This window comes from Chryseobacterium amylolyticum, from assembly GCF_051011775.1.
GTDB lineage: Bacteria > Bacteroidota > Bacteroidia > Flavobacteriales > Weeksellaceae > Chryseobacterium.
The window spans coordinates 128,842-153,309 of record NZ_JBPCHX010000005.1; the positions used below are offsets into that span (position 1 = coordinate 128,842).

At 36.7% G+C, this 24,468-nt stretch carries 23 protein-coding genes and 2 tRNA genes; 17 read left to right on the forward strand and 8 right to left on the reverse strand.

All coding sequences use genetic code 11. The annotated features are described in order from the left end of the window. The first annotated feature begins 355 nt into the window (after positions 1-355). From ACR1PO_RS14870 to ACR1PO_RS14905, 8 genes are all read left to right on the forward strand, one after another. Positions 356-431 (forward strand) — tRNA-Leu (locus ACR1PO_RS14870). A gap of 68 nt (positions 432-499) precedes the next feature. Then, positions 500-571 (forward strand) — tRNA-Gln (locus ACR1PO_RS14875). A gap of 173 nt (positions 572-744) precedes the next feature. Beyond that, positions 745-1,230, forward strand: a complete 486-nt coding sequence (locus ACR1PO_RS14880) for a ribonuclease H-like YkuK family protein (RefSeq protein ID WP_332386279.1) — start codon at positions 745-747, stop codon at positions 1,228-1,230. 59 nt (positions 1,231-1,289) lie between these two features. Further along, the gene (locus tag ACR1PO_RS14885) at positions 1,290-1,661 is read left to right on the forward strand and encodes a cyclic-phosphate processing receiver domain-containing protein (protein ID WP_332386278.1); all 372 of its coding nucleotides are present in this window, start codon (positions 1,290-1,292) and stop codon (positions 1,659-1,661) included. Next, positions 1,661-2,224 (forward strand): DinB family protein, encoded by a 564-nt coding sequence (locus ACR1PO_RS14890; protein WP_433987247.1) that lies wholly within the window; start codon positions 1,661-1,663, stop codon positions 2,222-2,224. Before ACR1PO_RS14885 ends, ACR1PO_RS14890 begins: the two co-directional genes overlap by 1 nt. A gap of 6 nt (positions 2,225-2,230) precedes the next feature. Then, on the forward strand, positions 2,231-3,247 hold the full coding sequence (locus ACR1PO_RS14895) for an RNA ligase, Rnl2 family (protein ID WP_332386276.1): 1,017 nt from the start codon (positions 2,231-2,233) through the stop codon (positions 3,245-3,247). Positions 3,248-3,334: 87 nt separating this feature from the next. Further along, complete coding sequence (locus ACR1PO_RS14900; protein ID WP_332386275.1) at positions 3,335-3,895, forward strand: metallophosphoesterase family protein; 561 nt, start codon at positions 3,335-3,337, stop codon at positions 3,893-3,895. A gap of 88 nt (positions 3,896-3,983) precedes the next feature. Next, entirely contained in the window at positions 3,984-4,535 is a 552-nt protein-coding gene (locus ACR1PO_RS14905) for a 3'-5' exonuclease (protein WP_332386274.1), read from the forward strand. Positions 4,536-4,584: 49 nt separating this feature from the next. Here ACR1PO_RS14905 and ACR1PO_RS14910 read toward each other — a convergent pair whose 3' ends face one another. Genes ACR1PO_RS14910 through ACR1PO_RS14925 form a run of 4 tightly spaced genes read right to left on the reverse strand, consistent with a single transcriptional unit; the run spans position 4,585 to position 6,682 of the window. Then, positions 4,585-5,469 (reverse strand): alpha/beta fold hydrolase, encoded by an 885-nt coding sequence (locus ACR1PO_RS14910; protein ID WP_332386273.1) that lies wholly within the window; start codon positions 5,467-5,469, stop codon positions 4,585-4,587. Further along, on the reverse strand, positions 5,470-5,856 hold the full coding sequence (locus ACR1PO_RS14915) for a DUF1330 domain-containing protein (protein ID WP_433987248.1): 387 nt from the start codon (positions 5,854-5,856) through the stop codon (positions 5,470-5,472). 55 nt (positions 5,857-5,911) lie between these two features. Then, positions 5,912-6,250, reverse strand: a complete 339-nt coding sequence (locus ACR1PO_RS14920) for a GIY-YIG nuclease family protein (protein WP_332386271.1) — start codon at positions 6,248-6,250, stop codon at positions 5,912-5,914. Between the two features lie 6 nt (positions 6,251-6,256). After that, on the reverse strand, positions 6,257-6,682 hold the full coding sequence (locus tag ACR1PO_RS14925) for a MarR family winged helix-turn-helix transcriptional regulator (protein ID WP_332386270.1): 426 nt from the start codon (positions 6,680-6,682) through the stop codon (positions 6,257-6,259). A gap of 863 nt (positions 6,683-7,545) precedes the next feature. On the opposite strand from ACR1PO_RS14925, the gene ACR1PO_RS14930 reads away from it, so the two are divergent. Further along, positions 7,546-10,239: a DUF6493 family protein gene (locus tag ACR1PO_RS14930; protein WP_433987249.1), complete on the forward strand. Its 2,694-nt coding sequence runs from the start codon at positions 7,546-7,548 to the stop codon at positions 10,237-10,239. Positions 10,240-10,358: 119 nt separating this feature from the next. Here the strand turns inward: ACR1PO_RS14930 and ACR1PO_RS14935 are convergent, their stop codons facing one another. After that, positions 10,359-10,811 (reverse strand): VOC family protein, encoded by a 453-nt coding sequence (locus ACR1PO_RS14935; RefSeq protein ID WP_332386268.1) that lies wholly within the window; start codon positions 10,809-10,811, stop codon positions 10,359-10,361. Between the two features lie 398 nt (positions 10,812-11,209). On the opposite strand from ACR1PO_RS14935, the gene ACR1PO_RS14940 reads away from it, so the two are divergent. After that, the gene (locus ACR1PO_RS14940; protein ID WP_433987250.1) at positions 11,210-12,727 is read left to right on the forward strand and encodes a TROVE domain-containing protein; all 1,518 of its coding nucleotides are present in this window, start codon (positions 11,210-11,212) and stop codon (positions 12,725-12,727) included. Positions 12,728-12,987: 260 nt separating this feature from the next. Further along, positions 12,988-13,512 (forward strand): DUF6584 family protein, encoded by a 525-nt coding sequence (locus ACR1PO_RS14945; protein ID WP_433987251.1) that lies wholly within the window; start codon positions 12,988-12,990, stop codon positions 13,510-13,512. Positions 13,513-14,505: 993 nt separating this feature from the next. On the opposite strand, the gene ACR1PO_RS14950 is transcribed toward ACR1PO_RS14945, so the two are convergent. Both ACR1PO_RS14950 and ACR1PO_RS14955 read right to left on the reverse strand, forming a co-directional pair. After that, on the reverse strand, positions 14,506-14,844 hold the full coding sequence (locus tag ACR1PO_RS14950; protein ID WP_332386265.1) for a helix-turn-helix domain-containing protein: 339 nt from the start codon (positions 14,842-14,844) through the stop codon (positions 14,506-14,508). Between the two features lie 11 nt (positions 14,845-14,855). Continuing rightward, complete coding sequence (locus ACR1PO_RS14955; RefSeq protein ID WP_433987252.1) at positions 14,856-15,284, reverse strand: transposase; 429 nt, start codon at positions 15,282-15,284, stop codon at positions 14,856-14,858. Positions 15,285-15,887: 603 nt separating this feature from the next. On the opposite strand from ACR1PO_RS14955, the gene ACR1PO_RS14960 reads away from it, so the two are divergent. Continuing rightward, positions 15,888-17,426, forward strand: coding sequence for a SulP family inorganic anion transporter (locus ACR1PO_RS14960; protein WP_433987253.1), 1,539 nt, complete (start codon positions 15,888-15,890; stop codon positions 17,424-17,426). Positions 17,427-17,575: 149 nt separating this feature from the next. Here ACR1PO_RS14960 and fusA read toward each other — a convergent pair whose 3' ends face one another. Next, positions 17,576-19,642, reverse strand: a complete 2,067-nt coding sequence (gene fusA / locus ACR1PO_RS14965; protein WP_433987254.1) for an elongation factor G — start codon at positions 19,640-19,642, stop codon at positions 17,576-17,578. 612 nt (positions 19,643-20,254) lie between these two features. Between fusA and ACR1PO_RS14970 the strand changes: the two genes are divergently transcribed. The 5 genes from ACR1PO_RS14970 to ACR1PO_RS14990 are packed head-to-tail and all read left to right on the forward strand — an operon-like array spanning position 20,255 to position 24,445. Next, positions 20,255-20,923 carry an HAD family hydrolase gene (locus ACR1PO_RS14970; protein ID WP_433987255.1) on the forward strand — a complete coding sequence of 223 codons (669 nt, stop codon included), beginning with the start codon at positions 20,255-20,257 and terminating at the stop codon, positions 20,921-20,923. A gap of 8 nt (positions 20,924-20,931) precedes the next feature. Next, entirely contained in the window at positions 20,932-21,756 is an 825-nt protein-coding gene (locus tag ACR1PO_RS14975; RefSeq protein WP_433987256.1) for a phosphoribosyltransferase family protein, read from the forward strand. Continuing rightward, positions 21,746-22,303, forward strand: coding sequence for a TerD family protein (locus tag ACR1PO_RS14980; RefSeq protein WP_332386260.1), 558 nt, complete (start codon positions 21,746-21,748; stop codon positions 22,301-22,303). The genes ACR1PO_RS14975 and ACR1PO_RS14980 overlap by 11 nt, the downstream gene beginning before the upstream one ends. Positions 22,304-22,305: 2 nt before the next feature. Further along, positions 22,306-23,481, forward strand: coding sequence for a toxic anion resistance protein (locus tag ACR1PO_RS14985; RefSeq protein WP_332386259.1), 1,176 nt, complete (start codon positions 22,306-22,308; stop codon positions 23,479-23,481). Between the two features lie 4 nt (positions 23,482-23,485). Further along, the gene (locus tag ACR1PO_RS14990; protein ID WP_433987257.1) at positions 23,486-24,445 is read left to right on the forward strand and encodes a hypothetical protein; all 960 of its coding nucleotides are present in this window, start codon (positions 23,486-23,488) and stop codon (positions 24,443-24,445) included. Positions 24,446-24,468: the final 23 nt, after the last annotated feature.

A 24,468-nucleotide genomic window follows, 5' to 3' on the forward strand; every position in this document is an offset into this window, starting at 1 on the left:
CTGGTCAATATTGAATGAATATAATAAATACCATGAAAGTTCAGATTTTTTAAAAAAATTGGCCAGTTACCATTCACACAAAAAATGAAGAAAAGAGAAAAGGACTGTCAAGAGCAGAAGATCTTTAGTCAATAAAAACAGACAGCCTTTTACTTTTTTTAAAAAAGTACATTAGGAAATGAGAAAGGTTTGTCAGGCGCAGAAGATCTTTACAAACACTAACAGGCATTGTTTATAAAACAGACAGAGCTTTCTCAAACCTAAATATAATATGAGTAATTACCAATGAATAATGAGTAATTAAACAGCATAAGAAATTACTTATTACCGATTACTCATTACTCATAAAAACGCTGCGGGAATGGTGGAATGGCAGACACTCTTGACTTAGGATCAGGCTTTTGGGGGTTCGAATCCCTCTTTCCGTACCAAAAATATAAGCAATAAATAATGATAAAAAATTACTCATTACCCATTACTTATTGCTCATGAATTAATCTGATTCATAGTGTAATGGGCAGCACACAAGATTTTGATTCTTGGAGTTTAGGTTCGAGTCCTAATGAATCAACAATTTTACTCTGATAGTGTAATGGCAGCATCTCAGTCCAAAACTGATGGTATTGGTTCGGGTCTGGTTCGGAGTGCAAAAAATAGAAAGTAGAAACTAGAGTTCAAAACAGAACTGCTAGTGATCATTTATCAATTATCAACAATCATTTATGAATTAAAAATGTAGAAAAAATGGAAACGCAACAACAAACATGGCAGAATATGAGTGGAAAAATTTTCCAGCACTCTATCACACAGCTGGTAGAAGAAGCCATCATTCGCGAACAGGCTAACGGACACCGTCTGAAAGTATGTGTGGGATCAGACTCTCATGTATACGGAGAGGCCATCAGTTATGCTACGGCAGTAGTGTTTATTCGTGAGGGAAAAGGAGCGTTTACCTTTATCAGAAAAGAAAGGGAAATACAGAGTATCAGTATCAAGGAGCGAATGCTGAATGAGGTCAACAAATCCGTTGAAATTGCATACGCCATCTGCTCTGTGCTGGATGCTTATGGTGTGGAAATGGAGGTACACGCAGACATTAATACCGATCCGGATTTTAAATCCAATGTAGCACTGAAAGATGCCATGGGATATATTCTGGGCATGGGATATGTGTTTAAAGCAAAACCTTACGCTTTCGCAAGTTCCAATTGTGCTGATATGATGGTGTAATAAAGATTGAAGAGGGATGTCGGAAGCTGGAAGTGTAAAGAGTTTATAAAAATTAAACAATGGAAAAAACAAAAAGATTATTATTTCTGGATGATATAAGATATCCCATTGAGGCCTATCATTATACCAGACAGGATGTTTTCCTCAGAAACGACTGGCATATCGTTCGGAATTACGAGCAGTTTGTCAACAGGATTTTGGAAAAAGGACTTCCGGAGATGATCTCTTTTGACCATGACCTGGCTGATGAACATTATCTGAAACAGGATTCTCAGGAATTTACAGAAAAAACAGGATATGACTGTGCCAAATGGCTGATCGAATATTGTATGGATAATTACCTTGATCTGCCAGAATTTTATTGTCACTCCATGAATCCGGTAGGAAAAGAAAATATTTTAAACCTGCTGCAAAAATTTAAAGAATTGTAATGGACATTTTTAGACTTATCGAAGATATAAAAAGACATCTGAAACTAACATTTAATGAGGTAGACGGATGGTTTGAAAAAGATGGAGAAACTTTGGATCATCAGCCTTTAAACGGAGGCTGGAAGATTCAACAGATTTTAGAGCACATTTATCTTACGAACTTTTATCTGCTGATCCTTATAGAAAAAGGTTCAAAAAAAGCAATGAAGAATTCTTCACATCTTGACCTTGAATCTGAAATAAAAAACTACAGTTTCAATAAAGAAAAATTCGATAAAGTAGGAGAATATGGCGCTTTTGAATGGATAAGACCGGAACATATGGAACCGAAAGGAGAATTATGCTTGGGTGAAATAAGAAATTTAATCAACCAGCAATATCTGCAGTGTATGCATTATCTGGAAGTGATGAAAAATGGGGAAGGGCTTTTGTATAAAACTACCATGACAGTGAATGAACTGGGGAAAATCAATGTATATGAATATATTTATTTTCTGTCACTCCATGCCCAAAGACATGTTACCCAGATGAAGAAAAACGAATCAGAAACGATTAAAAACTAAAACAAAATGATTTTCAAAACATATAATTCTATAGAAAATGCTTACCAGGCCCGTGTGATCGAACAGATCAGAATGCAGGGCTTTGGGGATGAGGTTTTCATCGTACAGGAAAAAGTTCACGGCGCTAATTTCTCTTTCTTTACCGACGGAAAGGAAATTAAAATCGCGAAAAGAACTGCTTTCATTGAAAAAGATGAAAAATTTTTCAATGCCCATCAGATTTTGGAACGCTACAGAAAAAATGTAATAGCAGTATTCCAAAAAGTAAAAACCATCTACCCGGAGGTAGAAACTGTAGTGATCTACGGTGAATTGTTCGGTGGTGGCTACAAACATGAAGAAGTAGAACCGGTAAAAGATGCCGTTAAGGTACAGAAAGGTATTGAATATGCACCTTACAATGAATTTTACGCTTTCGATATTAAACTGAATGGAATTACCTATTTGGATACAGAGGTGGTCAATCAGATTTTTGAAGAGACAGGATTTTTCTATGCTAAAACTTTGTTTAAGGGAACTCTTGAAGAAGCTCTGAAATTCCCTAATGTTTTCAATTCACAAATTCCGGTTTGGCTGGGATTACCTGAATTGGAAGACAATATGTGTGAAGGAACCATTGTAAAAACTTTGAAAACCAACTACTTTGGAAACGGAGCAAGAATCATTCTGAAAAATAAGAATGAAAAATGGGTAGAAAAGTCCAAAATGGTTAAAAAGAAAGCGAAAACCGTTCATAAACAGGTTCACTTCAGCGAAAAAGCTCAGGAGATCTGGGAAGAAATCCAAAAATATTTGACTGTCAACAGATTAAATAATGTGGTCAGCAAAATCGGAGAATTTGAACCTAAAATCATAGGTAAGGTAATTGGCCTTTTTGCTCAGGATATTTTAGAGGATTTCCAGAAAGATTTCCCGGTAGCTTTTGCAGCTATTGAAAAAGAAGAGCAGAAAAGGATCAACAAGAAGTTGAATTCTTTAGTCATTGATTTTATAAAAGAAGAGCTGATGACTCTTAAAGTATAGTTTCGGTAAAAAATACCGAAACTTTTTTATGTATAACCTTAACCGTAAAAGCAATATAATTTTATGGTAATTCAAACAATTAAAAAAATGAAACCCAATATATTTTTTACAGCAGACCATCATTTTGGCCACGGGAATATTATAAAATTTTCAGAGAGACCCTTTGAATCACTGGACCATATGAATGAAGAACTCATAAAAAGATGGAACGAGAAAGTTGAGCCCGGTGATACGGTCTACCATTTAGGAGATATGAGTTTAGGAAAACCGGATTTTACTAAAGAGATTTTAGATCGCTTACATGGCAATATTCATCTGATCAAAGGCAATCATGAAGGAGCGGCTCTCACATATCCTAAGCGATTTGATTCTATCAGAGATTATCATGAACTGAGAATTGATGAACCTGATAACAGTAATGGAAAACAGAAAATTATTCTTTTCCACTACGCTATGCGCACCTGGAATGGCTCCCACCGCGGGGTATGGCAATTATACGGTCACTCGCACGGAACATTGCAGGACGATGAGACGGCACTCAGTTTTGACGTTGGAGTAGACTGCCACAATTTTTATCCGGTTTCCTACGAGGAAGTCAAAGAAATAATGAAGAAGAAAAAATGGACACCTCCATTTGCTCCGAGGTGATTGGCTGTAAACTGAAGCCGGAGGCCGGAAGCAGATTACAGGTGTAAGACTTTCATCTTCCACCTTTTAACAATTAAATTATAAACAAGTGAAAACAACAGAAAATATATTAATAGTAGACCTTGAAGCAACGTGTTGGGAAAACCGCCCGCCAAGAGGCCAGGAAAGTGAGATCATCGAGATCGGTGTATGCATCATGAATGCAAAAACCGGAAAGATCTCCAAAAGTGAGGGGATTTTAATAAAACCCCAGCATTCAAAAGTAAGCCCGTTCTGTACCGGGCTTACCACCATTACCCAGAATATGCTGGATCATGAAGGAATTATGCTGGATGATGCTTTTGATATCCTGAGAGCAGAATATGATTCAGAAGAGCTGACATGGGCCAGTTACGGGAATTATGACCTGAACATGCTTCAGGATCAGGCAAGGAGATTCTACACCGATTATCCGATGAGTGATGACCACATCAATGTGAAGACATTATTCGGTGAAATTCATCCTACCATCAGGAAAAGTGTAGGAATGCAAAGAGCTTTGGGAGAATTGGGCCTTACATTGGAAGGTACACACCACAGAGGAGTAGATGATGCAAAGAATATTGCAAAAATCCTGCATTGGTGCCTGAAGAATTATTAAATAATCCAAAATATATAATGAAGACTGTCTCAAATAATGAGGCAGTCTTTTATTTTGTTAAACCAGATATTGTATTACTGATAGAATCATAAAGTTCCACCGGAATAGAATGTCCCATACCATTTATCAGAATCCATTCAGAATCTGAAATAGAATCCGCAATATCTTTTCCGCAATCAGGGTGAAAAATCAGATCATCTGTTCCGTGAATAATCATGGCTGGAGCAGTTATCTTTTTCAATAGGGCAGGATTATATTGAAAAGAACCCATCGCCAGAAGTTGCCGGATGATGCCGTTTTTTGTTCTTGAACGGGTAAGCTCCTCTTCAAGCAATGCTTTTTCCTGGTTCGGATCAAACAGATATCCGGAGCCGGATATTTTTTCTGCAAAACGGAGTTTCTCACTGAAATATTCTTCTTTATGAAGATCCGGATCAGAAGATGCCTGTGTCATCATAGCCATAATTTCAGAGTCTGGCTTAGGAAGAGAGGGATTCAAAGATGTTGACATGATAATCGTTAATGACAAAACTCTTTCAGGGTAATATGAGGCTAAAATCTGTGAAATAATTCCACCCATGGAACGGCCTGCAATATGGGATTTTTTAATCTTTAAATGATCAAGCAGCCCGATCACATCATTGGCCATATCCATTAATGAATAAGGAATACCTTCTTTACTGAAAGCAGCAAAAACCTCTTCAATGCTTTTATCTGCAGGAATTTCTCGTTTTGCATTAAAGACGGAACTCCCCGAATCCCTGTTATCAAAACGGATTACTCTGAATCCTTTTTCAACCAGAAGGTTACAGAACGCAATATCCCAACGGATCATCTGGCTTCCTAATCCGGAAATCAGGATTATATTCTCTGTGTTTTTCTCACCAAAGACTTCATAACAAAGGTCTACTTCACCAATTCTGACTATTTCCATTTAATCTCTTTTTCCATTCAACAGTATTTCTTCCAGCGGTAAAAGTCTCGAATCTTCAATAGCAGCAATTCTGTGCCCCATAATTTTCATATAGTCTTCATTCTGTTCAAAGCTGAAAAAATCATTCACACTTTTTTGCCTGATCAGCAGGCAAAGGTCCCAGTACTCAGTTTCAGGACCTATCAGAAACATGTCCCCTTTCCCTATAAATAAAATTTCCCCGCCGCTTTCTTTTAAAAATGGCTTGGTTTCTCTGATATAAGTAAAATAAGTATCCCATCCACTGATCTTTTCATCAGGCTTCAGATCAGGATATGCTGAATAATCTGCTTCTTTCCTTAGTTTAATCAGATTCAGATTAATGACTGGCCCCTGTATATTCTTCATAAACAAATGTTTCCCGGCTTCAAAAGTAGGCGATAGATATTTTTCTGACATATTTCTAGTATAATGGTGTGCTGACTCCGGAAATATAAGCTTGTTCGGCCTTTTGTATCTCCTGACGATAGTTGATATATTCATTGTTCTGATCAGGAACAATCGTGACAAATTCAAAGATAAAAGCTTCACTTCCGGATTCTCTCCATTCCTTTTGTAGCTGAGGGTGGGTGAATATTCCACCATTTAAAAGGAATTTCATTTTATTCACCAAAGCTTCAAGATGTAAAGACCCCTGGATATATTGTTTTCCATTTGTAGTATTGGTAACCGCAAGAACCCCCATCGTTGTTTTGTGGTCTTTTGCTTTTTCCCTTAGCTGTTTTTTTGCTGCATTTTTCATTGATGATTATTGTATATTTCCTCCAAGATCAAATAAAAATTCATTTACTGTTTTTAAAGATTTACTCTTCTTGGTAGAAAGGATTTCTTTCGTAATATGCTCGGCGCTTTGTTTTGCCTCTTCAAATATCTTTTTGCCATTCGCCGTAATCACAACATAGCTGACACGGGCATCTCTTTCATTGGTTTCTCTTTCAACCAGACCTGTTTTTTCAAGTGGATTCAATAAACGGGTTACTCCTGATGCTGTAAGTCCTGTTTTTTCAGCAAGATCTATCCTCCGCATCTTACTCTGGGAATAAGAACTGAGAATATAAAGTATAACAAAGTCATTGAGACCCAATCCATGAGCCCCCAGAGAATCAAACCTTCTGGCAATTACGGATTGCAGTTTATTAAGGTTAATTAAAAATAATAATTCATTGCTTATCATTGAAAAGTATTTGATTTGTCAAGTATTTTATTTTGCAAATATATAAAATTTAATGAATTACAATTCATGTTCTACCATTTTAAAGAAAATTAACGTATCCGTCCGGTTAAATGATTTTATAATGTGACAGTAGATTTCCTGAAATTAAGACACCAGATGTTGTCTAAATATCAAAATACAGGGCTTTTAACCCCTTTTAAATAAATATATCTTTAAACAGAGAATTATTTTGCACTGCCAGCGTTGATGGCAGCAGTTGTTTTATTAACTTAATATTTTGTTAAAAAACTCACATTTAAGGGATAATTTACTGTCTGTCAGCCAATATTTTTTAATTTAGCTGATAAGAATGAATTTATGTTTATTGATGGAGATTTTAGGACAATATATTTAAACTGTAAAGAAGAGATTGTACCGTTTTTAAAAAGCCTTCCAAAAGTTAAAAAAGAAACGATTGTTCTTTTCAAAAAATATGTCAATAAAGAACGGAATCAAAATGTGATTTCACTGCCCGCTTCCCGGGTTGGAAATAAAAATGGAAATGGATATGGATTTGAAGCGGCATCTGTTTATTTTGTCGACGGATTCCTGTCTGAAAATTTTTGTTTTTTGAACAGTTTATCAATTCTTATCAAGATGTTTATTACTGTGATTCATCAGGTTCTATATCGGTTGCCTTATTTTTCAGGCTCCGTTTTTGCAACAAAATATTTCAGATATGATATCGTACCCAGTAAAAAGTATATGTTTTTTGATGCATAAATGAGCCAACTTAATAAAGAAGGGCACTTTGTAGTATAGCTTTGAAACTTTAACAGAAAACAAAATAACCTGAAAACAATTATATATCAAATTGAAAGCACATGAAAGAAAGACTTTATGAGATCCTTAATGAGGAAAAAATACATGAGATTATCCCTTTTCTAAAGCAGCTTAGCATTGAGGAAAGAAAAACACTGGTACCGTCTATAAAGAAAATGGACCGGGAGATCAGCAAGATCGTAATGACCAAAAACTCTTACCACACCGCAGGGTCTGTCAATCAGCATTCTATTATTGATATTGCTTCGTTTGTCTGTATGGATAAGAAAAACTTCGGTAAAAATTACTGGAGTCTTTTCCGTAATGCAGAACAGACCGAACAGATTTTGGAGTGGGGCTGTCCGGAATGGTTTTCAGACTTTATCAACGAATCTGTGGAAGCTGACTTTACAGCATTTAATTACAAAGATATTTTAGGATGGACAGAAAAAGGCTATGTACAACCGAAACCCCAATTGCTGGGACATCACCTGAGTAATTATCCGGCCGACCTGGATCATTATCCCGAAACCCTGAATACCCATTTCTGGTACCTGTGTGAATATCCTTCCAAATCCTTACCTTTTCGTAAAGAATGGTTTCCTATTGTTCAGAAACTTATTGCTGAGAAAAAAATTGAAAGAAAAAGATTTCTGAGAGAATGCCTTTTGGCTTCGAACAGAAAATTTAATAAAAATGTCACAGGCTGGTTTATGGATGCATTTACTTCCTTAAAGCCAACGGAAGAGGAATTGTCTGATCTGCAGGAAGAATTGCTTGCAGGCCTGGCATCTCCTCAGTCGAAAGCCGTGAATACCATGTTATCACATCTTAAAAAGATTGTGGGAATTCCTGATTTCAAAAATGAGGAATTTTCACATTACCTTCCGGATCTCCTGAGTTCAGAAGTAAAAACAGTAATCGTTTCAAGCTTAGTGCTTACTGAAAAAATATTCCAGAGAAGGAAAGTAAATCCGGAACTGCTGGGAATGGCTTTAAGTACGGCATTTGTGAGCAAAGACGACGGCATACAGTCAAAGGCGGCCAAGATTATCCTGAAATATATTCCTGTTTCCGAAAATATGATTGAGGCACTTTCACATTACTCCGATAATATCCTGACGAATATACGTCCTCTTTTGTCAAAATATATTGAAGAAAAACAGCCGCAGCTGGAGACAATAGCTTCGGAAAAACTATCTTTGACAGCAGACGAAAATGCAGTTAAAGTACTTCAGAATTTTGAAGACCTGATGCTTTATCTTCCTTTGGCTATGGATGACCCGTACAGCCATCATTGTGATATTGCCCTGGCGGGATTTATCCGTTTTGCCGGTGATGTGGATGCCGGATCAGTGAAATTAATAGAACCTGTATTCCTGAAAGCCTGTAAGACAATTTCTAAGTGGGAGGTTCCCTTTCTGAATGTTCTGTTGTGCAATGCCATCATCAATTATGGCTTGGCTCTGCTTGAGCAATATCCTGTTCAGCTTAAAAATCTGGAAAAAATCTACCGGAAGACGGAAGAAGAAGAGGCGGAAAGAGAGTCTTATTTAAATTATCAGAAGAAACTGGGACCAATAGAAAATGTAGGAGCAGATTGTCCTGCCAGAAATGCATTTAAGGAGATTGCGATATATGCTTTTCAAAAAATTAAATCCGGAGACAAGATTCCTCTGCTGTTTCCTATTACCCATGCGCCATGCTGGATTTCTCCTGTTACACTGGTGGAGAGACTGGAGGCTTATCAGAAAGCTGGTGCTGAGCCACATCATCTTGATATTCAGCTGGCATTGCAGCGCTGTGCTTTAGATAACACTTCAGAAGCTGTCTTGCAGGCAGAAAAAAGACTGAAAGGGGAATATAAAGACTTATTACTTTTCTTCTTTGGTAAAAATGCTGAACCCAAAGGTGAATTTAAACATCCTTCATGGTGGATGACAGCGGGAATCACACGTTCACCGGAAACTGTGTTTGAAGAATTCAGCAGTTTTGGATACAACATTCCTGTAGAATTTCTTTCAGGAGAATACAAGTGGAGAACTATTGACAGCAGAAAAAATTCTTATTATCCTGCAGAGCTGAACATTACCATTCCGAAATACCACCTTGAAAAAAGGAAAGATCCCTTGTTTATGGAGTACTTTGTGGCAGAACAGAAAGAGCTCAATGAAATACCTGCCCTGATGCTGTGTTTTCCGAATACCCCGGCAAATGCTCTGGTAAAAGTAATGAAACACTGCCTTTTCTATTCAGGAATTGCTGAAGTTTATGAAAGAAGTCTGGTTCTGAATACTGCAAATGCACTTTATCAGACCAAAAAACCGCTGGATGAAATCGGATATCTGTTTCTGGGAACTATTTTCCTTGACAGTGATAAAACCATCCGGGAAACGGCGGCCAATATGTGGCTTGAACATGTGTCCGGCCAAATAATGGATAATGCCCGTTTAGGAAGGGTGATCGGGCTGCACGAAAAATTGGAGTGGGCACCCGTCAAAAGATTAACGGATCTTATACAGCATCATATGCTGAATGTCAGTAAAAATCATAATATTGCTTTGGAAGAACTGATTTTCAATATATTGATTCAAATGGATACCCCTGTCACCAATCTGAAAAAAATTCTGGAAATCTATCATGAAGTTCTTGCGCTGAATCATTCGGAAGCTCATCACAAGGTAATAGAGAAACTTAATAATTGGAAAGAAAATTCCAGTCTGAAAAAAATATGTAATCTCCTCTTAAAAAAATAGAAGCTTTTTGATATATCTTATTGTTGACCAATGCAAAGACGCAAAAACCTTGTTTGATTAAAGAAAAGTTTTAACTGGGTTTTTGTGTCTTTGTTTTGTATGACAGGAAAAATTTGGCATTAATTTTTTGCCTGTTTTATCCATTCTTCATAGCTAAGTACTCCTAATTCAGGTTTACCTTCACCATCAAGGATAGAAATAAATTCAAGCTGGTTTCCGTCCGGGTCATTAAAATAAACAGCCAGCGCAGGCATCCATGCAAATACCATAGGCTCAGCACTGCCATTTTTCAGGAAATTGTATGGTTTTAAGTTTCTATTTTCTAAAAACTTCACTGAGTAATTTAAAATATCCTCCTTACTGCTGGAAAAAGCAAAATGTCTGGTCTGAAGATTTTCCTTCTGTTCCCACAATCCCAACATAAATTCTTTTCCCTCTCCAACCCATAGAAAAGCAATGGGCCTGTTTTCATCTCTGTGAGCCAGTTTTAGCCCTAATACTTTGGTATAAAACTGTATCGCATTTTCCAAATCACTCACCTGAACATGAGTTTCATATAGTCCTTTAATCATAGCTTTAATTTTAATAAGACAAAGCTAGGCAACGGTTCATGAAAAAAGCGGTACAGGCGATCTCTTAAATGAAATTTAATGATAGAAGGATTTTATAATGCTGAATGATGATGCAGCTGTATTATTTTAACATGCATATAAAACTTTGAAATCTGCGAAAAATAATCTGTTTAAGATTACTCAATAGAGGTTTAGTCCGCCTTATAAACAGTATCCTTCATCCGGCTTTAGCCAAAACTTAAAATCTGTACAAACGGAGAGATTTATTTTGAATGGCCTACACTTAAAATAAAAAACAAAGAAAAATTTTCTACGCAAAAACATTGCGCAATACTGTGTTTACTTTGCATCAGAAATCAGGGAGGACTTCTCCATGTTTAACAGTTAAAACAGTAACCATGAAATTTAATTTTTTAAGAAAAGAAAATAAAGTAGTACTGAACTATGAGGGTGCAAAATCCTATGCGATGACACCTGCAGAAGAATTGTATAGTGCTGTTGTTACAACAGGACTGTCAGATGCCAACTATGAAAAGGGAAATGACAGATTGGAAAGAATCCGGTCTCTGATCAAAAAAAATGATCCTGAATTTGTGGCAAAACTGGCGGTATATGCAAGGAAAGATATGTACCTGCGTTCCATTCCTTTGGTATTGACTACTGAGCTGGCAAAGCAGACTTCCGGAACAGATCTGGTGAGCAAAACAGTAGATGGAGTCATTCAGAGAGCTGATGAAATTACAGAATTGCTGGCTTATTACCAGCTCGCCAATAAAAGGACGGAAACTAAAAAACTGAACAAACTATCCAAGCAGATTCAGAAAGGTCTGGTGAAATCATTCAACAAGTTTGATGAATACCAGTTTGCAAAATACAACAGAAAAGCAGAAGTAACCCTGAAAGATACATTATTCCTTGTTCACCCGAAAGCAAAAGACGAAAACCAGCAAATGGTTTTCAATAAAATTGCAAATAATACATTAGAAACTCCTTATACCTGGGAAGTGGAACTTTCTGTTCTGGGACAGACAAAGTTTGCTGATGATGCAGAAAGAAAGCTTGCTTTCAAAAACAAATGGGAAGAACTGATTTTCAGCAATAAATTAGGTTATATGGCAACCATGAGAAACCTGAGAAATATCCTGGATGCAGGAGTGTCTGCTGATGCAATGAATAAAGTCTGTAAATACCTTTCCGATGAAAGAGCCGTCTCCAATTCAAAACAGCTTCCATTCAGATTTCTGGCGGCTTACAGAGAATTGAAAACTATAGATTCTCCTTATCTGTCATCCGTATTGGAAGCACTGGAAGAAGCGGTTGTGGTGAGTGCTAAAAATATTAAGGGTTTTGGTTTTGATACTTCAGTGGTGGCTGCTGCAGATGTCTCAGGCTCTATGCAGAAACCTATTTCTCATAAAAGCAAAATACTGCTGTATGATATTGGCTTATTAATGTCGATGATCCTTCAGTCGCAGTGTAAAAACGTTGTGACAGGTATCTTCGGAGACCGTTGGTTGAGGGTTCCAATGCCTAAAAATGGTATTTTAAGGAATGTGGATGCTTTCTACAAACGGGAAGGTGAAGTAGGATATGCTACCAATGGCTACCGGGTGATTGAAGATCTGATTAAAAGAGGTGAAAAAGTAAACAAAGTAATGTTATTCACCGATACTCAGATGTGGGATAGCACTGGAAACAGAAACTCTTTTGAAGACCTGTGGAGCAAATATAAAACTATTGCTCCTCATGCGAAACTGTATATTTTTGACCTGGCAGGTTATGGCAGACAGCCGCTTGATATCAGGAAAAATGATGTGCACCTTATTGCAGGCTGGTCAGATAAAATTTTCGATGTATTAAACGCTTTGGAAGATAAAAAGTCAGCTGTGAAAATGATTCAGAAAGTAGTGCTGTAACAGGCACTGCTTTTGAAATAAAAACGGGACAGAAATATGACATAGGAAACGGAGGCGTTAAGAAAATAAGCTATACGAACGTTAAGAAAATTCTATTGTTTGAAGCGCGACACGGAAAGTGAAACGAAGAACTAATGTAACATTCGCGCGAGTTTTAGAATTTTTAGAGAGTGCAGGTTATTTTAGCCGGAGTTTCCAGGTCCTGAACTTTGGTTCTTTTGCTTCAAGGCAAAATGAACAAATTAAACAAAAATAAAACAATGGAAAATTTAATGCATAGAGTTGAACAGGATCTTAAAGCTGGCAGAAAGAAAAAAGCATGTGACAGGTTAAGAAATATGATCAATCAGTTTCCCAATGATCTTTCCTTGAGAAAAAAATTAGGACAGATTTATTTTAAAGCAGGATTTCTTGACGAAGCTGGTAAATTCTGGATTCTGTCTAAACCAGATAATAATGAAATGAGAGATGCAGTAGGGATTTACAGAAAGTCTTTAAGCAATTCAGGAAATGCCATTTTAAAAGACATTGTTTTTAGAGGAGATAAAAATTTACTTGATGAGCATGCAAAGAAAGTAATCATAGAGCTTGAACAAGATAGCCTTAAAGTGACCAAACAAATTCCTGTTTTTAAAGCTAAAACAAGAGAGAAAGGAACCTATCCAGAAAATAAGACAAATTTTTTTAGTAAAATCGGAATCTGTTTAATCATAGGATTTATTATATCGCTTCCCCTATTAGGTATTTTAAAACTTGTTGAAATGATTTTATCATTATTTCCTTAATAAAAATAAACTACGTAAAAAGATTGCGTACATGCAATATAATTTTGCAGTGATAATAATACTGGTGCCGTTAGAAAGATCTGCTTCGATTCCAAACTGAAAGAGTCTTTCACCAGATTGCCCGGTAACAGACCAATGCCGTTCATAAGAGTTCCATCATCAAACATTTAATTTGACCCGAATCAAAACTCTTATACCTTGTTACTTGGTTTTTAATAAAAAAAAACTGCACAAGTAGAATGTGCACCAGCAATATAAATTTGTAGAAGAAATAAAAACTGATAACGATGAACAATTAAATCAAGTGTCGTCTTAGAATCATACTTCGAGATTGAGTAAACATTGGGTCGCAGGTTCGAATCCTGCCTTTTCCCTCGAAAAGGAGAGGTAGCTCAGCGGGTAGAGCAAATGCACGGAAGATTCTGAAAAATATTACCTTGATTTGCATAAAAAGAGTGCCGTAGAAAAGACTTACTTCGGTATAATATTGGTTCGACTCCATAACAGATCACGAAAGTGTTCTTGTCAAAGTCTTTTTGAATCTAGCCTCTTTTTTTTATTTTAAAAAACAAACAAGTGCCGTAGAAAAATGTTACTTCGCTCATTACGACGGGGTCGCGGGTTCGAGTCCCGTCTCTTCCACAAAAAAAACACAGTCTATATAGGAAGAGTAGCTCAGCTGGTTAGAGCACGACTGCATTTTTCGTTTATTGCCTTGCTTTCATCATAAAGAAGCCGGAAGTGGAACGTTGAAAGATCTTTGTATCATAATTTTCTATTAAGTCGGAGGAAATCTCAGACTTGCCATCTTTCTTCTTCCACTTCCAGCTTCTTTATATGACCATTTGAAGTGTCGTCAGGAAAAAATTCATCGTACCACAATTTTGGGAGGAATAGCGAAGCCGGTAATTCCGGCAAGGCTATCCGGTTCGACTCCGGCATACGTACAGCCCGTTTTTTCCTTACTATTACCTTTAAAAAAATGCTGGTGAATTATTTACCGGCATTTTTCATTGTATCTTCAAGCTCTTCTTCAAACATGACTTTCCATTTTGAAAGCGTAGTTCTGCTTATTTTATATTTTCTCGACATATAGCTTGTGGAATGACCATGTTTTTTCTGGTACTGAAGTAATTTTAGCATAGTCTGCCTGTCGTAGGTTTTGAGTTTTTGATTTTCCCTGGACTGCTTGAACAGTTTCTCATTGAATTTAAGGACATCCTCACTCGTGTTAAGCTTTTCAAGAAGTTCTTTGATTTTTGGATCTTTCAGTTTTTCAGGATGTTCCATCTTTAGCATATCCTGATAAATTCTTTTGTAATTGGGGCGCATGTCTTATCTGTTTATCCGTTTGCATTATCACTCTTCTGAAGCCATCTGTGCAGTGTACTTTTAGGAATAGAATATTCTTTGATGACTTCGCTTTGGGTCATCTCACCGGAAAGAATCCTTTTCATAATGAAGTCTTTGATTTCCTGAGTATAAATATTTTTCCTGAAATAAGGTGTTTTTTCGGACTTTTGATTGTTTTTGTTAACGGCAGAAGGCGGAGCATATAAAATCAAATGGGAGCTGTAGAGCCTGAAAAAATCATATTCCAGTAATTTACTCCATCTTAAAAGAAGATCCGTATCCATTGATCTGCTTTCATACATCATTTCAACCGTTTCTTCATCTTTGTTTAAAAATTTGCAGATTCTTTCAATTGTTATTTCAATTTCATCAACCCTTTCCTTAATAAATTTCCCAATATGGATTTCTTTATATAACATTTTTACTGAAAATTATTCTTTTGTTTCAACTTATATATAAAAAAACGAGAATAGGTGAGATATTATTCTGATATGGTAGGAAGTAAGCTGTTAAAATTTGAAATTGATAAGAAATGATAATTATGATTGAATAATAGTTAAACGTATCCGATGAAATTATTCATCTGGAAAATGAATTTTAACTTATCAATAAAACAGGTGGGTAGGAATTACCTTAATATATTGATATATTCTTTTCAATGGTTTTTTTCTTCTTCTTTTTCAAACTTCTTTTTCCTGCCATTTGTGTGAATAATATATAACCTATTAAGGTTTTTACACAATTCTATGAGTAAGAGCTGCAGATAATCTGACAAACAGCTTTATACACATTGAATCTTAATTAGTACCAAATAATTGCTTATTTGCTTTCAAATGTAGACAAAAATAAAATGTAAAAACAGTTAAAAATATAAAAATTACACTTTATCTGTTTATTTTAAGTAAAATTAACATATTATAAGGGCTAATGTGTGAATTATTTAAAATAATAACTCCCTTACAGTAAAATCATAAAAAGAAAAAATTGTATACCATCCGCACAGTGCATACCTTTGCAAATCAATGAAGAATACACTAAGCTTATTCGATTTTTCGAAAAAAATCAATTATAAAAATGAACTGCTGGCAGGTTTTACTGTAGCAATGACGATGATTCCTGAATCTCTTTCATTTGCTATTCTTGCCGGCCTGTCTCCTCTTACAGGTTTGTATGCGGCTTTTATGATGGGACTTGTGACTGCAGTTTTAGGAGGACGTCCTGGTATGGTTTCCGGTGGGGCCGGAGCAACCATCGTGGTGTTGATTGCTTTGATAAAGTCGCATGGAGTAGAATATCTCTTTGCTACAGTTGCATTAGCCGGGATATTTCAAATGATGGTAGGTATCTTTAAGCTGGGAAAATTTGTGAGGCTTATCCCACAACCTGTTATGTACGGGTTCCTGAACGGATTGGCTATCATTATTTTTATGGCGCAGGTAGAGCAGTTCAAAATAACAGATAGCAGCGGAGCTGTAAACTGGTTGCAGGGAATGCCTTTGTATATCATGGCTGGTTTGACCACACTGACGATTGCTGTCGTTTATTTCTTTCCCAAAATCACAAAAGCCGTTCCCGCTTCTCTCGTAGCCATTATCATTGTATTTGCTGTTGTTCTTGGATTTAATATTCCAACAAAAACGGTTGCTGATATTGCGCATATCAGTGGAAATCTTCCAGGTTTTCACATTCCGGAGATTCCTTTTTCCCTGGAAACTTTGCAGATTATTTTTCCTTATGCCTTGATTATGGCGGGAGTAGGTCTTATAGAATCTCTTCTGACCTTATCAATGGTGGATGAAATTACCAATACAAAGGGAAGTGCCAATAAAGAATCCGTAGCACAGGGATTAGCGAATATTACCAATGGTTTCTTTGGCGGAATGGGAGGCTGTGCGATGGTGGCACAGACGTTGGTAAATCTTAATGCAGGTTCCAGGGCAAGGTTGTCAGGAATTGTAGCATCTCTGCTTATTTTGATCATCATTCTGGTTGGAGCCCCCGTGATAGAGAAAATTCCTATGGCTGCTTTAGTCGGAGTGATGATGATGGTTGCCATCAGTACATTCCAGTGGGTGTCCATCAGGATTGTGAATAAAATGCCGAAGTCTGATATTTTTGTTGGAGTTACTGTAGCAGTAATTACGGTGATTTTACATAACCTGGCTTTGGCTGTTTTGGTTGGCGTAATCATTTCAGCATTGGTTTTTGCGTGGGATAACGCTAAAAGAATCCGTGCAAGGAAATATATTGACGAAAATGGAGTGAAATTTTACGAAATATACGGACCGCTGTTCTTTGGTTCAGTAACGGCATTTACAGATAAATTTGATCCTTTGAATGATCCTGATCAAGTGGTTGTTGATTTTAAAGAAAGCCGCATTGTAGATATGAGCGCTATAGATGCACTGGACAAGTTATCCAGACGTTACAAACAGCAAAATAAAATAGTACATCTGCGTCATCTCAGCGAAGACTGCCGGAAAATACTGAAAAATGCAGAAGCTGTAGTAGAAATTAATATTCAGGAAGACCCGACTTATAAGGTGATGCCGGAGAAATAGGGGAGAAGTCAATGAGTGAATTTTGCTTTGCAAGTGAATCGTGAATTCTTTATAGCGCAAAAAGAATTGGCAAGCAGGGCGTATTGACGATTGACCATCCTTCATAAACAAGACAAGGACTGTAAGAAAAATCTACAGTCCTTGCTTGTTTAGGTTATTAATGTATTTGCGATAAAATCAGGCACTAATGCATAGTGCGATAATTGCATGCTGATGGAAGCTCTTCCGCTTGTCAGTGTTCTCAGGTCAGAAATGTATCCGAAAGTTGAAGCTAACGGAACTTCTGCCGCAAAAATCTTTCTTCCCGATTTTTCATCAATAGAAGTAATAATTCCTCTTCTTCTGTTGATGTCTGCTGTGACAGCTCCCGTGTACTCATCAATACTTTGGATCTCCACTTGCATGATCGGTTCCATCAGTTTAGGATAGCACCCTTTTGCTGCTGCTTTGAATCCTTCTCTTGCAGCAATTTCAAAATCTAATGCTGCAGAATCCTGAGCGTGGAAAGAACCGTCAAGAAGGGTAATCTTCATGTTTTCCAAAGGATATCCATTCAAAGGGCCATAATCCATAGCTTCTCTGAAACCTTTTTCAACGGAAGGAATGAATTCGGTAGGAATAACTCCTCCTTTGATCATATTGATGAATTCCAATCCATGTTCATTATTATTTCCAGGCCCGATTTCAAAGGTGATATCAGCGAACTGGCCGCTTCCTCCATTCTGTTTGGAAAGTTTTTCCCTATGAATTTTGGTTGTTGTCAGAATCTCACGGTAAGAGACTTTAGGTTTTCCCTGATTGATTTCAATACCGTGGTTCAGACGGATTTTCTCCAAAGTAACCTCAAGATGAAGTTCTCCCAGTCCGCTCAGTAAAGTTTCTCCGGTCTGCGGGTCTCTCTCAACCACCAACGAAGGGTCTTCTTCCTGAATTTTTGCCAGAACCAGCCCGAACGATTTTTCATCTCCGTTTGTTTTCGGCTCAATAGCCACTCTGATAACGGGAGCTGGAATTGTAATGGCTTCCAGAAGTATTGGCTTCTCCGGAGAAGATAAAGAATCTCCGGTTTTGGCATCCTTTATTCCTGTTAAAGCAACAATATCCCCTGCTTTAGCCTCTTCCAGCGATAATGTTTTGTCCGACTGCATTTGTAAAATTCTGGAAATCCTGTATCTTTCGCCTGTTCTTACATTCAATATGGTATCTCCGGATCTGATTCTTCCGGAATACATACGAAGCATAGCCAGCCTTCCCATATGTTTGTCAATTACCACTTTGAAAACAAGTCCTGAAAAAGCAGCTTCCTTATTTCTTTCCAGTGTTACCGTTTCTTCCGTATAAGGATCTCTTCCCTGCAGGTCAGCAAGCTGATCCGGAGCAGGAAGATAGGAGACAACTGCATCTAGAAGAGGCTGTATCCCTTTGTTCTTAAAGGCAGAACCACATAAAACAGGAACAGCTGATCCGGATCTGCAGACTCTTTGTATAGCTTCTGATAGCATTTCAATGGTGATTGTTTGCTCAGTATCCATAAAAATCTCAAAGAATATCTCGTCATTTTCCGCCAGAGTTTCCATTAACTTTATCCTGTATTCATCTGCTTCGGCAATATAATGACCGGGAACTTCTTTTTCTATAATGGTTTCTCCGTTTTCATCTGCCCAGTATAACGCTTTCATTTTGACCAGATCAATCACTCCTTCAAAATTATTTTCAGCTCCTATCGGAATCTGAATCGTCAATGGAACAGCATTTAGTTTGGTTTTTATCTCATTGAGAACCGCAAAGAAATCTGCCCCAATTCGGTCCATTTTATTGATGAAACAAATCTTGGAGGTTCCGTGTTTGTCAGCCTGGAACCAAACGTTTTCTGTCTGTGGCTGAACTCCTGACGATGCACAGAAAACTGCTACTACACTGTCCAGAACTCTTAGTGAACGCTCTACTTCCAGTGCAAAATCAATGTGTCCAGGAGTGTCAATAATATTGATGTTATAAACAGCATTGTTTTTTTTCCATTGGGTAGAAACGGCAGCCGATGAAATGGTAATTCCTCTGTTTCTTTCCTGAATATCTTTATCCATGGTGGTATTTCCCTCGTCTACATTACCTATTTTATGAATAAGTCCCGTATAATACAAAAGTCTTTCTGATAAAGTTGTTTTGCCTGCATCTACGTGTGCTATAATCCCTATATTTCGTGTGTTATATTTCATTCTGTTTGTTTTAAATTGTTGTTTTTTAGATCTGTGATTAGAAAAGATTCTGAAAAAAAGGACACAAAATACACTCCGGTCTCCTGGAGCCGGCGAAATATTTTTTTGTATTTTGAATCAAAAGAAAATTTTCAGAGATCTTAACAAATAACAGATGTTACTGGAATTGTTGAAGTCTGAAATCAGGGCAGCAAAAAAGACCTATCCGAATAGACAGGTCTTCAATATATTTTTGGGTATAAAAGATCTAAAGCTATTCAGATAAATATTCAGTGCTGCCAAAGAACACAGCTCTGACAGGATTGCTTAAAGTTATAATATTTATCATTTTTGTTGACATTGTTGTCATTTAATCGGTTGCGAAATTATAATTTTTTTTTGATTTCCAAAGAATTTTTGAAAATATTTTCTTTATCACCCCGTAAATCATTTTCTGCAAATTTTATTAAAACCATGGATTTTCATAAAAATATCTTAAAACAGACAACAGACATAATGCTTTTATGATAAAAATTTTATCTTTGGGAAGAATAGTATTGTAAACACTTTTTGATGATTAGAAAATTTTAAATCTTTTTCAAGAAGCTAATAAAAACTTTTAACTTAAAACGATTGAAAACAGATATCGATATTCACAACCACTGTCATTTTTCCTTTGACCTGTGGCTCACTTTAATCAAATCTCACCCTGAATTTAAAGCAAAAAGAGTTGAGCTGTTCTCCTCATTCTTCAATGTAAACAAGTCAATAGAAGAAGTTGCGAAAACCGTAAAGTATTACGATGATCTTTGTAATTCCATCAATGAAGTAACAGGAGGAAATATTGATACTTTTGAGATCTACCTGATGATTCTTAGCGCTTTGGATGTAGATGTAAAAAAGCTGGATAAAGAAAGTCTCAACGAGTTTTACAACAAAAGTGAAGAGCTATTTTTGGAATATAAGCCCGTTGTGATTTTTGAGAACATTCACGATTTTTTCGAAGATATCAAAAATCAGGGAAAGACTATTAATATTCTAAGCAATACAGGATTTATTAAAGGAAAAACAATGAGAAAATTTCTGATTCATGAAAACCTGGATCAGTACATAGATTTCCATATCTATTCTGATGAAATCAATTGCTCCAAGCCTAATCCGCTTATTTTCCAGGAAGTGAAAAAGAATATTAAAGATCAGGATTTGCCCATGAACCGGATCCTGCATATCGGTGACAATCCGGTAGCAGATTATCAGGGAGCGAAGGACTTTGGCTTCAGTGCACATTTACTTAAACACTAACTATAAACATGAACAAAAGATACAGCTTACACCACATTCATTCGGCGGATGAGTTTACATTCTCACCTGCGGAATACAGTTATTTCAAATATGGCGATAAGTCGTATGCTGAAAAATTTGCAAGAGAATTATTCGACGGATTTATTTCCGAAAATGAGACGCTTTTAAAGACTGATAAAGAGATTGTAGTGCTTCCAAGCCCTTATATGGCAATTCCTACGGCTTCTAATTTTTTATGCTTTTACTTTAAAAAGCATCTGGACTTTTATCTGTTTCAACAGGGAAAGAAGTCAAGTATTTTATCGAAAATCAACCGTAATCATACGTATATCACAGATTATGGCAACCTTAATTTTGAAGACCGCAAAAATCTGATTGCCAATGATACATATTATATCGATAAGGATTTTTTGAGAGGAAAACTTTGTATTTTTATAGACGATATAAAAATTACCGGAAGCCATGAATATACCGTAAACAGAATTCTTGATGAATATAAAGTTGAGGCAGACTTCATGTTTCTGTATTATGCAGAGCTGATGAATTTTGACCTTGATCCTAAGATTGAAAACTTTTTCAATTACTATGCAGTAAAAAATGTAAAACACATCGCAGAAGTGATGAATAAAGAAAGTTTTCAGTTTAATACAAGAATTGTAAAATATATTTTAGGCCTGGATTCAGGTAATTTTGATTATCTTACGTCTAAAGTAAAAAAGGAACAGATGGATCTTCTTCTGGAGCTGGCCATCAGTAACAATTATCATTTAATAAAAGAATACGAAAACAACATCAATACTTTAATACAAACGGAATTATATTATGGCTATTAACTTACAAAAAGGACAAAGAGAAAATATCAACGCACCTAAATTTACTGTAGGTTTAGGATGGGATATCAATAATACTTCTACAGGAACATCTTTCGACCTTGATGCATCATTATTTTTGCTTGGAGAGGACAAGAAATTAATTTCAGATGATCACTTCATTTTTTATAATAACCTTGAATCTCCGGACAAATCTGTAATCCACACGGGAGATAATCTTACAGGAGAAGGAGCAGGTGATGATGAACAGATCAAAATTGATCTTACAAAAATTGATAATGCGGTGAAAGAGATTACAGTAGTTGTAACAATTCATGAAGCAGATTCAAGAAAGCAAAACTTTGGACAGGTAAGAAATTCTTTCATCAGAATTTTCAATACAGATACGAATGAAGAGATCTTAAAATATGAATTAGACGAAGATTTCTCAATCGAAACCGCTGTAGAATTCGGAAGAATCTACAACAGAAACGGAGAATGGAAATTTGAGGCTGTAGGTGCAGGACAGAGAGACGGCCTTGAGAAATTTGTATCAATTTATCAGAAGTAAACATGGACAATCAGGAAAATCAACCCATAGATCCGCTAGGATCAATAGAACCTCTTAAAACCTTTGAACCTACTCCAATGGTTCCGCCAACTCCTGCTCAGCCTGTTCAGAATGCAGCGCCGGGAGTTCTTGTGGACAGAGAGGGAAATGTAAACCTGACGCAGCTGCAGTCAGAAGAGCGCCAGAAGTATGAAGTTCTTGCCAACTCTATTGATGAGGCCAATCCCGGCTCTATTGTAAATTTTGGGGCTGAGCTTCAGAAAACATTATCCAACCAGAGTGACAGCTTCCTGGGAAATGTAAGAAGATCAAACTCAGGAGAAGTAGGAGGACTTATCAATGACCTTTTAGTGGAGCTTAATTATGTAGATGTAGATGAGCTTAACGGAAATAAAGTGAAAAGCTTCCTGAGCAAATTGCCATTCATGAAAAAGGTAATGACCCAGGTAGAGAACTTATTTGCAAAATACGATAAGATCATCAACAATATCGAGCAGATCTCTTATAAAGTAAATGCAGGAATCATCACTTCTACAAAAGACAATGCTGTACTTCAGACTATTTTTGAAAGTAACGTGAATTCTATCAAGCAGATTGAAGAGCTCGTCATTGCAGGGAATATCAGAATGGAAAGAGCAGCAGGTGAGCTTGCCCAGATGGAAGCCAACCCGCAGAACTATCAGGATTATCAGATTGCTGATAAAAGAGATTTCATTGCAAGATTAGACAGAAGAATGGCGGATCTTAAGGTGGTGCGTGTGATTATGATGCAGTCACTTCCGCAGATCAGGCTGGTACAGAATAATAACGTTTCTATTGCTGAAAAAGCACAGACGATTCTTACCACGACACTTCCGGTCTGGAAAAACCAGCTTTCACTGGCTGTGGCAATGTACAGACAGCAGCAGAATATTGAAATCCAGCAGAAAGTTTCTTCCACTACAGAAGAAATCTTAAGAAAGAATGCAGAACGCCTTGGCCAGAATTCTGTGAATGTTGCCAGAGCAAACGAGCAGACTATCGTATCTGTGGAAACATTGAGAGAAACAACATCAATGCTGATCAATACATTGAATGAAGTGAAACAAATCCAGAAACAGGGTGCAGATAACAGAAGAAAACTGGATCAGGATCTTCAGACATTGGAGCATGAACTTAAAGCTAATGTAAGAGGTTAATTTATTGGATACAAAGGTGGGAGATGATGCTGCAACCATATTGTCACAAAGCAAAAGAAGGTTAACCAGGCTTAAGCTTCTCGCTAATTTTTTTGAACATATTGACATCATATCAATTTATATCAAAACTGATATTATCCACAATCTGTTCCAGGAAAATACGGCTTTAGATTATAATAAACTGGAACTTTTCCACCTGCAGTATACCGACAGTCTTATAGAACTTCTGACTAAAATTAAAAAACAGAAGGAAAATGACATGCTGGCGGTCATCAATGAAATTAACATCAACAATAAATATATTTCAGGTTTTGAAGAAAGACGGATAGATAACTTTCAGACCGACAGGAAAATGTACAGCGGTGTATTTTCCCAACATCTGAGAAACGTGTATCAGGATCTTACGGAAGACCGCTTTACGGCCAATTGGGATAATGTACTGTACTTTCATCAAAAATATGCCAGGGAATTTTACAGGACGGATGCAGATGAAACACTACTGAAATGCGATTCTTTCCCTTCTTATCAGTACAAGGATTATTCTATTGAAAGAAAATTGCTGGGAAGGCTTAATATACAGGGTTTTAAAGTCCGTTTTGTATGTGGCTACCTTATCGGAACCCGTGATTATGAGCTTTTCAAGATCTTTCAGTCTGATGATTATTTTATTTTCAGTGTGGATGAAAAGAAATTGTATCTTTTCGACAAAGAACTGGATAAGCTGGATATTTCTGAAAATCAGTCTAACCAGAGTTCCATTATTGATCAGCTGAGAAGCAAGAATGAACAGCTGGAACACAGTATGAACGAAAGAAAGCGTGCCCTGCCGGCAGAAGTGGAAACGGTTTTGAAAGATTATATCAGAAACCTGGAAAATATAGATATCATGAGCAAGATATTTGATTTCGATGAAGAAACGAATATCCTGCGGGCAATGCTTAATTTGAATCTGAATAATAATTAAGAGGCAAAATTGCAAACAGTAAA

Excerpts from the sequence above, each read along its gene's own strand:
- ACR1PO_RS14930 (WP_433987249.1), top strand. The coding sequence starts at position 7,546 with ATGAAAGAAAGACTTTATGAGATCCTTAATGAGGAAAAAATACATGAG.
- ACR1PO_RS14955 (WP_433987252.1), bottom strand. The coding sequence starts at position 15,284 with ATGTTATATAAAGAAATCCATATTGGGAAATTTATTAAGGAAAGGGTT.
- ACR1PO_RS14945 (WP_433987251.1), top strand. The coding sequence starts at position 12,988 with ATGGAAAATTTAATGCATAGAGTTGAACAGGATCTTAAAGCTGGCAGA.
- ACR1PO_RS14900 (WP_332386275.1), top strand. The coding sequence starts at position 3,335 with ATGAAACCCAATATATTTTTTACAGCAGACCATCATTTTGGCCACGGG.
- ACR1PO_RS14895 (WP_332386276.1), top strand. The coding sequence starts at position 2,231 with ATGATTTTCAAAACATATAATTCTATAGAAAATGCTTACCAGGCCCGT.
- ACR1PO_RS14925 (WP_332386270.1), bottom strand. The coding sequence starts at position 6,682 with ATGATAAGCAATGAATTATTATTTTTAATTAACCTTAATAAACTGCAA.
- ACR1PO_RS14910 (WP_332386273.1), bottom strand. The coding sequence starts at position 5,469 with ATGGAAATAGTCAGAATTGGTGAAGTAGACCTTTGTTATGAAGTCTTT.
- ACR1PO_RS14950 (WP_332386265.1), bottom strand. The coding sequence starts at position 14,844 with ATGCGCCCCAATTACAAAAGAATTTATCAGGATATGCTAAAGATGGAA.
- ACR1PO_RS14880 (WP_332386279.1), top strand. The coding sequence starts at position 745 with ATGGAAACGCAACAACAAACATGGCAGAATATGAGTGGAAAAATTTTC.
- ACR1PO_RS14985 (WP_332386259.1), top strand. The coding sequence starts at position 22,306 with ATGGACAATCAGGAAAATCAACCCATAGATCCGCTAGGATCAATAGAA.
- ACR1PO_RS14890 (WP_433987247.1), top strand. The coding sequence starts at position 1,661 with ATGGACATTTTTAGACTTATCGAAGATATAAAAAGACATCTGAAACTA.
- ACR1PO_RS14975 (WP_433987256.1), top strand. The coding sequence starts at position 20,932 with ATGAACAAAAGATACAGCTTACACCACATTCATTCGGCGGATGAGTTT.
- ACR1PO_RS14885 (WP_332386278.1), top strand. The coding sequence starts at position 1,290 with ATGGAAAAAACAAAAAGATTATTATTTCTGGATGATATAAGATATCCC.
- fusA (WP_433987254.1), bottom strand. The coding sequence starts at position 19,642 with ATGAAATATAACACACGAAATATAGGGATTATAGCACACGTAGATGCA.
- ACR1PO_RS14920 (WP_332386271.1), bottom strand. The coding sequence starts at position 6,250 with ATGAAAAATGCAGCAAAAAAACAGCTAAGGGAAAAAGCAAAAGACCAC.
- ACR1PO_RS14980 (WP_332386260.1), top strand. The coding sequence starts at position 21,746 with ATGGCTATTAACTTACAAAAAGGACAAAGAGAAAATATCAACGCACCT.
- ACR1PO_RS14915 (WP_433987248.1), bottom strand. The coding sequence starts at position 5,856 with ATGAAGAATATACAGGGGCCAGTCATTAATCTGAATCTGATTAAACTA.
- ACR1PO_RS14940 (WP_433987250.1), top strand. The coding sequence starts at position 11,210 with ATGAAATTTAATTTTTTAAGAAAAGAAAATAAAGTAGTACTGAACTAT.
- ACR1PO_RS14960 (WP_433987253.1), top strand. The coding sequence starts at position 15,888 with ATGAAGAATACACTAAGCTTATTCGATTTTTCGAAAAAAATCAATTAT.
- ACR1PO_RS14935 (WP_332386268.1), bottom strand. The coding sequence starts at position 10,811 with ATGATTAAAGGACTATATGAAACTCATGTTCAGGTGAGTGATTTGGAA.